Origin of the sequence: Clostridium sp. Marseille-Q5894 (assembly GCF_946902305.1) — a bacterium.
Classification (GTDB): Bacteria; Bacillota_I; Bacilli_A; order Erysipelotrichales; family Coprobacillaceae; genus Thomasclavelia.
In genome coordinates this window covers 100,267-113,931 of the sequence record NZ_CAMPPT010000002.1, presented here as the reverse complement: position 1 = coordinate 113,931, position 13,665 = coordinate 100,267, and the positions used below count along the sequence as shown (strand labels likewise).

General features: G+C 25.6%; 13 protein-coding genes. All 13 read right to left on the bottom strand.

What is annotated here, in order from left to right; all coding sequences use genetic code 11:
• Position 1: 1 nt before the first annotated feature.
• Complete coding sequence (locus OC535_RS03245) at positions 2–1,519, bottom strand: lipopolysaccharide biosynthesis protein (RefSeq protein ID WP_498823131.1); 1,518 nt, start codon at positions 1,517–1,519, stop codon at positions 2–4.
• A gap of 15 nt (positions 1,520–1,534) precedes the next feature.
• Positions 1,535–2,554 carry an acyltransferase family protein gene (locus OC535_RS03240; protein WP_498823130.1) on the bottom strand — a complete coding sequence of 340 codons (1,020 nt, stop codon included), beginning with the start codon at positions 2,552–2,554 and terminating at the stop codon, positions 1,535–1,537.
• Positions 2,554–3,696, bottom strand: a complete 1,143-nt coding sequence (locus tag OC535_RS03235; protein ID WP_498823129.1) for a polysaccharide pyruvyl transferase family protein — start codon at positions 3,694–3,696, stop codon at positions 2,554–2,556. The genes OC535_RS03240 and OC535_RS03235 overlap by 1 nt, the downstream gene beginning before the upstream one ends.
• 17 nt (positions 3,697–3,713) lie before the next feature.
• On the bottom strand, positions 3,714–4,838 hold the full coding sequence (locus OC535_RS03230; RefSeq protein ID WP_498823128.1) for a glycosyltransferase family 1 protein: 1,125 nt from the start codon (positions 4,836–4,838) through the stop codon (positions 3,714–3,716).
• Positions 4,828–5,943, bottom strand: a complete 1,116-nt coding sequence (locus tag OC535_RS03225) for a glycosyltransferase (protein ID WP_498823127.1) — start codon at positions 5,941–5,943, stop codon at positions 4,828–4,830. Before OC535_RS03225 ends, OC535_RS03230 begins: the two co-directional genes overlap by 11 nt.
• A 23-nt stretch (positions 5,944–5,966) precedes the next feature.
• The gene (locus OC535_RS03220; protein ID WP_498823126.1) at positions 5,967–6,938 is read right to left on the bottom strand and encodes a glycosyltransferase family 2 protein; all 972 of its coding nucleotides are present in this window, start codon (positions 6,936–6,938) and stop codon (positions 5,967–5,969) included.
• A gap of 246 nt (positions 6,939–7,184) precedes the next feature.
• Positions 7,185–8,081, bottom strand: coding sequence for an EpsG family protein (locus OC535_RS03215; protein ID WP_498823125.1), 897 nt, complete (start codon positions 8,079–8,081; stop codon positions 7,185–7,187).
• A complete protein-coding gene (locus OC535_RS03210; RefSeq protein ID WP_498823124.1) occupies positions 8,078–8,971 on the bottom strand; it encodes a glycosyltransferase family 2 protein in 894 nt (297 codons plus the stop codon). The genes OC535_RS03215 and OC535_RS03210 overlap by 4 nt, the downstream gene beginning before the upstream one ends.
• Positions 8,972–9,130: 159 nt before the next feature.
• The gene (locus tag OC535_RS03205) at positions 9,131–10,195 is read right to left on the bottom strand and encodes a glycosyltransferase (RefSeq protein ID WP_498823123.1); all 1,065 of its coding nucleotides are present in this window, start codon (positions 10,193–10,195) and stop codon (positions 9,131–9,133) included.
• The gene (locus tag OC535_RS03200; protein WP_498823122.1) at positions 10,192–11,271 is read right to left on the bottom strand and encodes a glycosyltransferase family 4 protein; all 1,080 of its coding nucleotides are present in this window, start codon (positions 11,269–11,271) and stop codon (positions 10,192–10,194) included. Before OC535_RS03200 ends, OC535_RS03205 begins: the two co-directional genes overlap by 4 nt.
• The gene (locus OC535_RS03195; protein WP_498823121.1) at positions 11,268–11,888 is read right to left on the bottom strand and encodes an acetyltransferase; all 621 of its coding nucleotides are present in this window, start codon (positions 11,886–11,888) and stop codon (positions 11,268–11,270) included. Before OC535_RS03195 ends, OC535_RS03200 begins: the two co-directional genes overlap by 4 nt.
• Complete coding sequence (locus OC535_RS03190; RefSeq protein ID WP_498823120.1) at positions 11,878–12,492, bottom strand: sugar transferase; 615 nt, start codon at positions 12,490–12,492, stop codon at positions 11,878–11,880. The genes OC535_RS03195 and OC535_RS03190 overlap by 11 nt, the downstream gene beginning before the upstream one ends.
• Complete coding sequence (locus OC535_RS03185; RefSeq protein ID WP_498823119.1) at positions 12,492–13,625, bottom strand: DegT/DnrJ/EryC1/StrS family aminotransferase; 1,134 nt, start codon at positions 13,623–13,625, stop codon at positions 12,492–12,494. The genes OC535_RS03190 and OC535_RS03185 overlap by 1 nt, the downstream gene beginning before the upstream one ends.
• Between the last annotated feature and the right edge of the window lie 40 nt (positions 13,626–13,665).

The following is a 13,665-nucleotide window of genomic DNA, read 5'->3' as shown; positions in this document are numbered from 1 at the left end:
ATTATCCCCTTTTTAAAATCTTTTTCAATGGTTCTATAATAAGATTTTTTTCATATGAATTCATACCAATAAAATACATAAAAAAAGCATAGCTAATAACATAAATAATCCCAATGATAATAAACTTAATAATCGAATTAACAAGTAATATTTTTGCAAAAAAGAATCCCAGTAAGGAACTTAAAATTACAGCCGGCATTAACATAAAAATATTTTTCCAAAAATATTTCATATCTAACTTAATTCGTACCTGGTAATACCAATTCATCAAAAATACATTACCAATGACCATTGTTATCATTGTGCCAAAAGCTGCTCCAATTTCACCGTAATTTTTTGATAGCGGTATACTTATGAGCACATTACCAATAGCTATTACAAAATATACAATCGACCTAAATTTATGCATATTTTTAGCTCTTTGAATTTCTATTCCTATATTTTGAATTAACGGTACTGTTACTGGAATAATTAATAATAAAGCCACAAAATATGCATTATTATAGTTATTACCAGCCCATATTTGAATGAAATATTTGCCTAAAATAAAAAAACCTCCTACTACTAAGGCTAAAATCATGAATTGAAATCTTCCTACCTTGGTAAAGATTTCTGTTAAAGCACTATTATTATTTTCATCTTCAGCAACTATTTTATTTACCCTAGGTATAAATACTGATGATATTGATGTTGAAAGATTCATATACATCGTATTGATTTGTCCTCCAATAGAATATACAGCAACAGCAGCAGTACCACCAAATATACCTAAAATAAACTTATCTACACTCCAATTTATTTGATCAACAATCATATTAATAAAAATAAAAAAGGAGAATACTCCAATTTCCTTTAATAAAACAAAATTCATTTTATTAAAATTAAATTCCATATTTATTTTCTTTGTACAATACCAATAATTAATAATAAATTTTGCAAATGTTAAAATAGTTGTCACAACCACTAAACTAACTGATTTATATCCCATTAATAGCAACGGTAAGGTTAAAAATGGATTTAAAATGGTTTGCAATAAAGAAATAACTCTTTGAAAAAAATAACATTCATGAGCAGTAACATAAGAATCAAATACACTTGATGGGAAAGATATAGCTAGATTAATTACCATCAATACCATTAATATTCGAGCTGTAGAAAGTTCAGCATCAGTTAAACTATTACCAAATATATTTTCAATATTACCAACTAGAATACCACCTGATAATAAAGCAATTATTCCAATAATAACAAATACGACCATAAACATACTATTCAATCCAGCAATTCCCTGTTTATCATTTTTTACTTTAAATCTAGAATAAAATCTGACATAAGCACTACCAAATCCAAAATTCAATAAACCCAAGTAACTTACAACTGAATATACTAATTGATATAAACCATATTCGCTTTGTCCTAATAAACGAAGCATTATAGGTGTATAAACAATAGCAATTATATTTTGAACTATCATAGTAACATATGAAAGTATTACTCCTACTTTTAATTGATTCTTCATATCAAATCTACACTCCTACATCAGATTACTTATAAATATTAGACATCTATTATTTTTAGTGCTAATTCTTTTCTTTATATAAGCATAAATAGTAATTATTATAATACAACTAACAGAAACAGTTATATAAAACATGACATGTATATTTACAAATATCTTATCTAAAAATAGAATACTACATATATATTTTGCAATAGGCAAAATAATTATTTGATGAAGACAATATATGATATTTGTATTCTGACCAATAAAAAGCAACGGAATATTTTTATAACAATTAAATTTACTAAATATTTTGATAATAAATATAGTAGCTGAAACACCCGAAATTAAAAACAAAATATTATTTCCAAACATGTTCCAATATATATCAATCGAAGATGTAAAAAACGTTAAATTTAAATTAATTGATACTACAAAAATTAAAAATAAAATCCATGAATTTAATTTACTAATTAATAAATTATCTTTTAAATAATTACCTAAACAAAAATAAAATAAATTTACAATTGATAAATCTAAATATAGCGGTAATGCTATCTTTGTATCATCTATAATCCACACTGTAATTAAAGATAATATTAGTGATAAAAATAATACTTTATAATCATCTTTTAGAATGCGATATAGTAATATCATTATTATTTGTATATTAAATAATCCAATTATAAACCATAAAAAGCCTGAATAATCAGTATATCTCAAACACATAAAAATACCAATAAAATTTTTTAGTATTAAAGATTTATCAACTGTATTTTGATATATAAGTATATAAAATAATAAAATATATATACTATACTTTAAATAAGGTATAATTAATGACTTAGTTCTATTTCTAAAAAATTCACTCAAATTAAATACATATTTTTCCTTATTAAATAACATACCACTTACAAAAAAAAATAATGGTAAATGAAACGAATAAATTATACTATGCAATTTTCCACTTACTCCACCAGAATGACCAAAAACTACTAAAAATATTGCAAAAGCTTTTACATAATCTAAATAAAAAATTCTTTTTTCAGACATTAAACCAAATTCCTCAATTCAAATACTCTCTTTTTATAACCTGGCATCATATTTTCTAAGTGTCTTTTTATCTTATTTTCATTTTTTAAAATATATATAAATTTATTTAATATGTCTTCCTCATTATCTAATGTTTGAACGGGACACACAAAATTATCTATTGTTCCGAAGATATCTTTTGCTAAACCATTTGCTTTTATTGAATAACCAACGACTAATGTCGGAACACAACTTGAATAGGCAGCAATTGTTGAATGTGTTCTTGCTCCTATAAAAAATCTACATCTAGATATATATCCTTTTAATTCTTCAGCTTTATGATCTCTGATCATAATAACTCTGTCATCATAATTAAAATATTTTTTAATTTCACTCAATATTTCTCTATCATCATTACCTTTTTCAACCACATGAGGAATTAGGGCAATTGACATAGTTGTTTCATCTAAAATATATGTTATAACTTTCTTATAATTTTCCATTATTAAATCTTTATTACTATATTTTCCAACTAATGGACTAAGATTTATTCCTACAGTGTCCCCCTCTTTAAAATTTTCAGGTAATTCTAGAAGTATTGAGTCTAGTTGAAATGCAACATCAGGTATTAATTTTATATTCTTTAATCCCTTATTTTTTAATGCATCATATGATAAAGATTCTCGTGTAACAACATATTTATATGATGCTAAATCTTCTATTGTTGATTCATTTAAATCTTTGGGTTCAATTGAACATCCCCATAATATTGTTTGATTGTTTTGTTTTCTAATTTCAGAATTAAGCTTTCCATATATTTGATTTGAAACAGGACCATAGCAATAATGATCACCACCAATAGATAAATAAATTGAGTCTGTACTTAAATTATTTAAAAGTGGTTTATACATTTCTTTATAATAGTGCCATTGATTATTTAATAATCGCATTTTAATTGCTAAATAATACCTCAGTATACTATTTTTATTTATAATTTTTACTTGTTTTTTTAAATTAACAATTTCATTTAATCCATATTTTTGATCACTTTCAATATTACTCGTCCATAAAACATCTATATTCCCTAATACTTTCGCAGTTCCTCTTACTATAGCCTCACACCCATGATTAACACTTCCACTGTGTCCATATAATTCTATCATTTATTATCCTCCACTAATTATTTACTAATAATTTTCAAATAGAAATCTTCTATATATTTGCTAGTTTGATTAATATCATAACCTCTTTTTACTAATTGAGAACTTATATCTTTTCTTACATAATTTTTATATTTATCTAATATAGTTCTAGCCCATACTTTTTCATCTTGATCTAATGATAAAAATTCCAAATTATTTGTTACCCTAGCCTCAGTAGGAACTTTGCTAGATGCAAAGCATAACAAGCCCGAAGCTTGAGCTTCAATCAGTACTATTCCCAGTCCCTCCCATCTTGAAGGGAATACAAATATATCCATTGCTTGCATATAATCTTCTACATTATTTTTTATTCCCGTAAAAATAACCTTATCTCCTAATTTTAATTTGTTAACTAATTCTTTAGAAATATTAAGTATACCACCTTCTCCACCAATTAAAATTAATTTTGAAGCAGGGTTAATTTTTTGTATTTCATCAAAAATAGTAATTAAAAATTCTTGATTTTTTTGATATGCGAATCTTCCTACATGCCCTATTAATAATTCATTATTATTAAATCCAAGTTCTTTTCTTACGGTCAATCGCCTACTTTTATTGTATCTAAATTTATCAATATCTATGGCATTATGAAAAATAATTGTATCTTTCATATGTTTTTCACCATGAATCCATTTTGCAGCTAGCTCAGAACAAGCGAATCTATAAATATCTTTATTTTCAAGCCATTTTCTATTACGTTTATGTAACAATTCAGCCTTAAAATTTCTTAAATCCATATCCATATGACTATGTAAAATAACCTTAACATTATATTTTAAAGCTATCTTAATAATATCAATATTAGAAACTGCTAAAGCATGAATATGAACAGCGGTATATTTTCCATTTTTCATCAATTCTTTTAGAGTTTTCTTATACAGAAAGAAATTTTTTCTACGAGTAGGTACTTTTATTATTTCCCCACCTAATGATATAATTTCATCATTAAAATATATTCCTTCATGATCAATAAAATCAAATTGAATTTTATTTCTATCAATTTTTCTATATAAAGACATTACAAAGACTTCTATTCCTCCCAAATTGCTTGTCAAACCATAATGAAGTATCCTAATAGGACTATTTTTTACATTATCTATCATAGTTACCTCTTTCTAAATAAAAATTTTCTAAAAAAAGTTTTGTATAACTAATATCATAATGACTTTTTTTAATCAGCTGTTCCATATTAGTATTTCTTTTGTAATTAATTGAATATTCTAAAATTTTATCTGCCCATTCTTTATTAGAAGAATTTAAAGAAATACTATGATAGTAGTTACTAAATTTTGCATCTATTGGAACTTTATCAGATCCAAAACACATTAAAGAATTAGCTTGTCCTTCTATAAAAATAATTCCTAACCCTTCAAATATAGAAGGCTGTACTAATGAATCCATAGCATTTATATAATTATAAACATCATCCACTACTCCAGTATAAATAACATAATCTTTTAGACCATATTCAATCAATTTAGTATTCATCTTATTATGCATGCTTCCTTCTCCAACAAGTAGTAATTTAGATGCCGGATGCTTTTTAACAATTTCTTTAAATATTTCAATCAAAAATAATGGATTTTTTTGTAACTCAAATCTTCCAATGAATCCAACAACAAAATCCTTTTCAATATCTAATTTCTTTCTCATTTCATTTCTTTTTTCTTCGTTAAATAAAAAAAACTTACTATTTATACCATTTTTAATTAAAACTCCATTTGAGTCCCATTTGCTTCCAAACATCCATTTTCCTGCATCATTTGAACAAGCAAAATAATCTGTACACAAATAATTCTTTCTCAATTTATTAAATTTTATCAAAAAACTTCTATATAAACTTTTATCCATATTGTTATTATGACTATGAGCTATTCGTACTTTTATACCCGCATTTTTAGCAGCTCTCAAAGGTTCTAAATATGTTAAAGAACTTAAATGATTATGGACTATTTTTATATCTCTGTTATCTTTACATATTTTTAATATTTCAAGATAATTATTCTTTATACCTTCGGTTCTAGGGGGAATATAATAAATATTTCCTCCTAATTTTTTTATTTCTTGATCATAATTTCCTACTTCATGTGTATTGACAATAAAATCAAACTGAATTTTAGACCGATCGATTTTCCTATATATCTCCATTAATAGTGTTTCTATACCACCTCTATGCATTTTTCCGACAACATGTAAGACTCTTATCATTATAAATCCTCCTATTAGATAAATTATGTTTTAATAAAATTAATAATTGACAATGTAATTTTTATACCTAATAATCTATATAAATAATAAACTAATTTATAGTTTATTCCTTTACAATGTTTAATTAATTCAAAATCAGATTTTATTTCTTGACACAATTTTTCTCTATCTTCTTTGTTAGCCTTTCTTGCAAATAATGAAATATAGATATATGTATTGGCAAATCGTATCATACTGATATTTTTAATTTGCGAATTTAAGCAATTGTCACTATAATTTTTATACCATTTTCTTAATACAAAAATATTACTATAAATATTTTTGTAATTATATTTTTTTGTCATAGCTGATTCATTATTTCTTCTATAAAAATAAAAGACTTTATCTAAAATAATAAATTCATTTATGTGTAACAAAATATTAAAGTAATTATCTGTATCTTCAGACCATGTCAATCCAGAAGTAAAATATAGATTATTTTCTACTATAAACTTTCTATTATAGACATTTGACCAAGCTGAGGCTGGTATTTCATGTCCCATATCCATCATATATTTTTGTAAATCATATAAATTTGACAAATTTAAAGGTACAGGATAATAGTATTCTTCTTTTGTATTAGCTTTACTGAAATAGTCTATTCTTCCACATCCAAAAGCAACATCTACATTTTTTTCTTTTAATTTATCATACAAGTAAGAAAGATACCCCAGTTTGAAAAAATCATCTCCATCTAAATGGAGTATATAATCACCTTTTGCAGCTTGAATACCTGAATTTCTTGCTGCTGGCAATCCTTCGTTTTTTTTGTTTATTACCACAATTCTATCATCTTGAATTTGATATTTTTTACATATTTCTAAAGAATTGTCCTTAGATCCATCATTAACTAATATTAATTCAAAATTAGAATAATCTTGTTCTAAAACACTAGTAATACATGTATCTAAATACTTTTCAACATTATATATTGGTACAATTACGCTAAATTTCATAAATCCTCCTATTTTTCAAATAGTTCTTTTAAAAAAACATATTAAAACTATAATTACGTATATATTCTATATTTGGTCCTAACGTATTTATAATAAACAAAAATAAAAATGAAAACATCACTAATAATTTTGTATTATTGTCTACTTTTTTTGTTTGAATAAATTTATTAGCTAGTGAAATAATTACAATTGGTAAAAAATATTCAGAAATTCTAAAATATAATACCGAAGAAAAACAGCCTAATATTACAAATATATAATAAAATGAATTATATAATTCTTGAGAAAACTATCAAACAAGATCTTAAAATTTTTATTTTTGTTATCTATAAAGTAAAAATTAATAATGAAAATAAATATTCCTAATAAAATATAAATCATACTCGCAGTATTTGCCCCATATTGTCCTATTTTGCCAAGTTGTGATATTGAAGTCAAATTCGCAATTGTAGAATCACTTGATGATGATAAAAATACTTTTTCAAGTATTGGTTTCAATAAATATATTCCTATAAGTGAGCATATAAAAAATAAAATATATTTATTTTGTATCATTTTTATTTTCTTATCAATAAATAATATGCTAAGATATATCGGTAATATAATAATTGCAGTTATATGAAATCCTATACTACAAAAATATAAAAATAATGCTTTAAAAACTTTATTTTCTTCTACTGCTAAAGCTGCTAAAAGTATTAATGATATAGCTATATATTGTCTAGTTATATTGCATATAGTATATATAGTCCCAACACTAATATAAAATAAAATACTAGCATACATATTTACTGATTTTTTTATTATGAATTTGAATATTCCATATAGCGATATGCCAACACTAATATAAAAATATGATTGGCTCCCAAATCCAAGTACAGAAATAATTTTCATCAAAATATTTTGCAAATATTCTTTATTTGAATTAAAAATAATTTCACTCCATGAGAGAGTGGCAATCACATCAAAATTTTTTCTATATTGCAAATTATCTCCAAAATTATAATTTCTACCACCTAAAATAAAAAATAATAATATAAAAAAAACAAATATTAATAATTTTTTATTTTTAATCATAGTTTTATTCATACATCCATAAAAGCAAGTAACAATAATAAAAATCAGTGTTAATAATAAAATCATTTTAGTCTCCTAAATTTCATAAAATAATAAACATATCCTAAAGGTATAGCTAATACTTTCATATAAATATATGAATCTTTGAAAATTACTTTGTAATTATCCATATAAATTGCCATTGCATCAAACAAAATTGCATGTTTGAACTTGTACATGAGTCTATTACTTGTCTCAATACTTATTCTTTTTAATAAAAGATAATTTCCTGGGCTACTCGTAATATGTTTTAATACATTTTTAGTATATCCATCTGATTGGTATTCTGTAATATAGAAAATTTTATTTCTAGGAACTAAATCATAGTCTTGCTCAAGTTTTCTGTATAAATAATCTTCACCAATAAATTTTTCATTATTAACTGTATCAAATTTATATTTTTTTAATATATCTGTTTTAAAAACTAATGCTGTATCTCCTTTAAAAGAATACTTTTCATATAATTCTGTTAATTTTTTTACATTCGTCATCATCCTTTTTGTTAATTGTGTTCCAATAGGATTTCCATCTAAATTACCACGCATAAAAATCCAACCTGCAACTTTCTCATCCTCATCATCAAGACACTTCTCAATGATTTCAGTCGCCTCTGGTAAAAGATAATCATCAGAATCTACACAAATAAATAAATCTGTATTTGCTTTTTCTACTCCGAGATTATGTGCAATCTGTTTTCCACTATTCTTTTGATAAAAATATTTTATATCTATCTTATCTTCTAATAAAAGTTCATCTATTAATTTTTTTGTACCATCTGTTGAACCATCATCTACTATTAACCACGTAAAATTATCCTTTTGTTTTTGGTTTAATAAACTACTATACAATTTTTTTAAGTTTTTTTTTCGATTATATGTTGGTGTAAAAATTGTAATTGTTTTCATTATTTTCTTCATTTCCGTCCACCTTCGTCGATTAAACACAAATATGTGATAAAAATTTTATTTATTGTCAATCTAAATAGATTTATTATAAAGATAAAAAATCTTTTTATCAAAAATAATATCCTCAATATTTGTATTTTCTTCGATTAATAACAAATTTTATTTTCACACTTATGTTCTCCTATTTAAATCACGATATAATTGATATATTCTATCAATAAAATATACAATATTATTAATTTCAATTGATTTTTTTATTGCACAATTTGATTTATATTTATAAAAATCTGTATTAGTTAATAATTTTTCGATTTCCTTAACATAATCACTTTTTTTTAAATAGCAGACTTTACCGCAATTATTATCAACAATATCTTTTAACCCACCTGCTCCACTACATACAACTGGAATTCCTAATGCTAAAGCTTCTACAGCTACTAATCCATATCCTTCCCATTTTGAAGGTAAACACATTACTTTAGATTTTTTCAAAATAGGATAAGGATTTTCAATAAAACCAAACATTTCTACATTATTAAGCAAATTATTATTTTTTAAATATTCTTTAAAAACATCATCCATATCGCCACTACCAACAATAGCTATTTTTACATTTGATTTTATATGAATTAAATCTTTAATAATATTAAGTAATAGTTTAGGATTTTTTTGTTCAGTAATTCTTCCAATAAAAATCATGTCATATATTTCTTTTTCTTCATATTCATCTGCTAGAACATTTATTTTAGCGATATCAATTGGATTACCTATACATTCTATTTTTTTATTAATATATTTACCAAAAACATATTCTTTCTCAATTGAATCAGATACTGTCAAAATTTTTTTACAAAATAATGTTGCTAAAAAAAATATATAAGAATAAACTCCTCTTTTTTTTATCCATGGTGAATTATTGTGAATATGTGAAATGATTTTAGCTTTAGAAAAACAAAGAGCAGATATTATTGTTGCTGTATAGTCATGTGCATGAATAATATCAGGCTTTATTTTTTTTATCGCTTTATGTAAATTTATAATAGATAATTTTTTTATTGGATAATATTCTATTCCTTCTTTTTCTAATTTATTTTTAATACTGCCTTCTAAAGATAAATATATATTTTTAATATCTTCTTTTTCTTTTAAGTTATTTATAATTGTTATTACAACATTTTCTGCTCCCGAATAACTACCTGTATTTAATACATGTAATACCGTTATTGGTTTTTTCATATATTCAATCCTTTCATAGTTTCTTTTACTACTTTCCTCTTATCAAATATTTTTTCTATATGCTTTCTGGAATTTAATGACATATTCACTTTCTTTTTATAATCTAACTCAATAAACTTTTTTATCTTTTTATACAAATCTTCTTTATCCATTGCATTACATAAATATCCATTATCTTTAATTGCTTCTTTACAGCCATGTATATTTGTCGTTATCAATGGTCTCCCCATTGATCCTGCTTCTAGTAGTGTGTTTGCCATGCCTTCATGATATGAAGGCATTATAAAACAATGACATTGTTTTATAAATGGCTTTACATCACTTTGATATCCATAATAATTGATAATGTTATTATTTACATATTCATCAATTATATTTTTATAATCGTCTTCCATTGGACCAACTATATCAAACTGTATATCTGAATATTCTTTCTTTATCTTTTTTGCTGCATAAAGCAGTTCATCGATTCCTTTTTCTTTCATGATCCTTCCGATAAATAAAAATCTGATATGTTTATTTTCATTTGGATATTCTGCATACTGATATTCTTCTGTATTTACTCCGGCACCGTTAAGAAGACATGTTTTATCTTTTTCTATAATCCTGTTTTCAATGAAAATATTTCTGTTTTCGATATTTTCAAAGAAAACAGTTTTTACTTTTTTTAGTGCTTTTTTGTACATAAAAATGATAATCTTTTTCAACAGATTATCATTTTGAAATGCAGTTCCTAATCCAGTGATATTTACTGCATATTTTACTTTCTTTATTCGAGCAGTAAAACCGCCATAGATATTTGGTTTGATCGTATAAGTTATGACTAAATCTGGTTCCACCTGATTGAATATCTTTCGATATTTATTCAGCAGCTTTAAATCAGTTACTGGATTGATTCCTCTCCTGTCTACTGGTGTATCAATAAAATGACATCCCATTTCAATTAAATGTTCTATCAGTTCTCCATAAGGCAGTGAAATATATACTTCATTAGTTTTCAACAATTTCTGTATCAGCTCTTTTCTAAACTTATACAGTCCTACACCATTATTAGCTAAAATTAAAATCTTTTTCATTTTTCCACCATCCTAACAGGACTTCCAACATATGTACCACAATTACTGATGTCACCAATAACTACTGATCCTGCACCAATTATACAGTTATCAGTAATACATACATTATTTATTACTGATGCTCCAGTTCCTATCCATGTATTTTCTCCTATCCTTACTGTACCTGCTATATGTACTCCCGGTGAAATATGTACAAAATCATTAATAACGCAATCATGATCTATAGATGAAGATGTATTGATGATACATCCTTTTCTAATTCTGGTATCAGCATTAATCACTGTATTAGCCATTATTACTGTTCCTTCTTCTATTAAAACAGTTTCGTCAACTGATGCACTAGGGTGAATTAGCACTGGCTGAATAATATTTTTATCCGACAGCATATCTGTTATTTTCTTACGAATTTTATTATTTCCTATAGCCACAAAAAAATCATAGTCATTTATAAATCTACAGATGTCATCACTTGTACCTATAACTCCATATTTCCCACAGCTTTTTTTACTTACATCATCATCTAAAAAAGCTATCTCTTTATAACCGTTTAATCTTGCAATACCTGCTACAACTTTACCATGTCCACTTGCCCCAATTATTAGAATCTTATCCTTCATTGATATTACCCCTAAACTCTTCCATCGTTACAGATGTTTCACTAGTTATGCCTTCTCTAAATAACACTGTTTTTACTGTCTTTAATATAATTTTTACATCCATAAAAAAAGAAATATGATTTACATAATATACATCTAAACCAAACTTCTCTTCCCAGCTGATTGTATTTCTACCATTTACCTGTGCATATCCTGTAAACCCTGGACGAACATCATGACGATGTTTCTGCTTTTCATTATATAAAGGTAAATATCTCACTAGTAATGGTCTAGGTCCTACTATTGACATATCACCTTTGATAATATTGATTAGTTCTGGTAATTCATCTAAACTTGTTGATCTAAGAAACTTTCCAAATTTTGTTAATCTCTTTTCATCTGGCAATAAATCTCCATTACTATCAGTTCCATTTGTCATTGTTCTAAATTTATACATCTTAAATATCTTTTCATTTTTTCCTGGCCTTTCCTGCTTAAAAATTACAGGTGAACCTAGTTTAATTCTTACTAGTACCGCTATAATTAGCATGACTGGTAAAAGTACTATAACAGCCATCAATGATAATATAAAATCCAGGAATCTTTTAAAAAATATTCTATACATTATTTCCACAATCCTTTTATGATGTTACAGATTCTATCTAAATCTTCATCACTCATCTTGGTATCACTTGGTAAACATACTCCATTAGTAAACAGTTTTTCTGATGTTTGATTATTATCTATATAATCATATTCTTTAAATACTGGTTGTAGGTGCATTGGTTTCCATACTGGTCTTGATTCGATATCATTTTCTTCTAGAGCTGCCATCATATCTAATGGTCTTATTTTACAGTTTTCATCTAACTGGATTGTTGACAGCCAGCAGTTTGAATATGATTCATACTTATCTCTTGGCATCATTGTTAATCCTTCAAGGTTCCCTATCTCTTTTTTATAGTATTCATAGATATATCTTTTCTTAGCTATCCTTTGATCCAGTACCTTAAGCTGTCCTCTACCAATTCCTGCAACTATGTTACTCATTCGATAGTTATATCCAATCTCTTTATGCTCATAATGTCTTGCCTGTTCTCTTGCCTGTGTTGCCCAGAACAGTACTTTCTTTGCTCTTTCACTGGCATCATCGGTATTTACAAGAAGCATCCCACCTCCTGATGATGTAATGATTTTATTTCCATTAAATGAGATGATTCCATAATCACCAAATGTTCCTGTATATTTACCTTCTACTGTTGTTCCTAATGATTCGGCTGCATCTTCAATCAAAGGTACATTATATTCACTGCATATTTCTTTAATTTCTTTAATATTTGATGCTAATCCATAAAGATGAACTACAATAACAGCTTTAGGCAGATTATCTTTATATTTTTCAAAAGCTTTTCTTAAAGCTGCAGACGACATATTCCATGATTCATCGCTGTCAATAAATACAGGTATCGCTTTTTCATAAGTAATTGGATTAGCAGAGGCGCTGAATGTTAAACTTTGACAAAATACAATATCGTCTTGTTTTATTCCTAATGATTTAATAGCCATATGAATAGCAGCCGTACCACATGATAATGCTACAGCAGCTTTAGCACCAAGCTTATTTTTCATTTCATTTTCGAATTCATTAACATTTTTACCAAGAGGAGCAATCCAGTTGGTATCAAATGCTTCTTTAATGTATTCTTTTTCATAACCTTCATCACTCATATGCGGTGATGCTAAAAAAATATGTGACATATTTGTCCCCTCCATAATAAAAAACTGCTTTATGCAGTTA

Excerpts from the sequence above, each read along its gene's own strand:
- OC535_RS03230 (WP_498823128.1), bottom strand. The coding sequence starts at position 4,838 with ATGATAGATAATGTAAAAAATAGTCCTATTAGGATACTTCATTATGGT.
- OC535_RS03215 (WP_498823125.1), bottom strand. The coding sequence starts at position 8,081 with ATGATTTTATTATTAACACTGATTTTTATTATTGTTACTTGCTTTTAT.
- OC535_RS03245 (WP_498823131.1), bottom strand. The coding sequence starts at position 1,519 with ATGAAGAATCAATTAAAAGTAGGAGTAATACTTTCATATGTTACTATG.
- OC535_RS03240 (WP_498823130.1), bottom strand. The coding sequence starts at position 2,554 with ATGTCTGAAAAAAGAATTTTTTATTTAGATTATGTAAAAGCTTTTGCA.
- OC535_RS03200 (WP_498823122.1), bottom strand. The coding sequence starts at position 11,271 with ATGAAAAAGATTTTAATTTTAGCTAATAATGGTGTAGGACTGTATAAG.
- OC535_RS03235 (WP_498823129.1), bottom strand. The coding sequence starts at position 3,696 with ATGATAGAATTATATGGACACAGTGGAAGTGTTAATCATGGGTGTGAG.
- OC535_RS03195 (WP_498823121.1), bottom strand. The coding sequence starts at position 11,888 with ATGAAGGATAAGATTCTAATAATTGGGGCAAGTGGACATGGTAAAGTT.
- OC535_RS03190 (WP_498823120.1), bottom strand. The coding sequence starts at position 12,492 with ATGTATAGAATATTTTTTAAAAGATTCCTGGATTTTATATTATCATTG.
- OC535_RS03210 (WP_498823124.1), bottom strand. The coding sequence starts at position 8,971 with ATGAAGAAAATAATGAAAACAATTACAATTTTTACACCAACATATAAT.
- OC535_RS03225 (WP_498823127.1), bottom strand. The coding sequence starts at position 5,943 with ATGATAAGAGTCTTACATGTTGTCGGAAAAATGCATAGAGGTGGTATA.
- OC535_RS03185 (WP_498823119.1), bottom strand. The coding sequence starts at position 13,625 with ATGTCACATATTTTTTTAGCATCACCGCATATGAGTGATGAAGGTTAT.
- OC535_RS03205 (WP_498823123.1), bottom strand. The coding sequence starts at position 10,195 with ATGAAAAAACCAATAACGGTATTACATGTATTAAATACAGGTAGTTAT.
- OC535_RS03220 (WP_498823126.1), bottom strand. The coding sequence starts at position 6,938 with ATGAAATTTAGCGTAATTGTACCAATATATAATGTTGAAAAGTATTTA.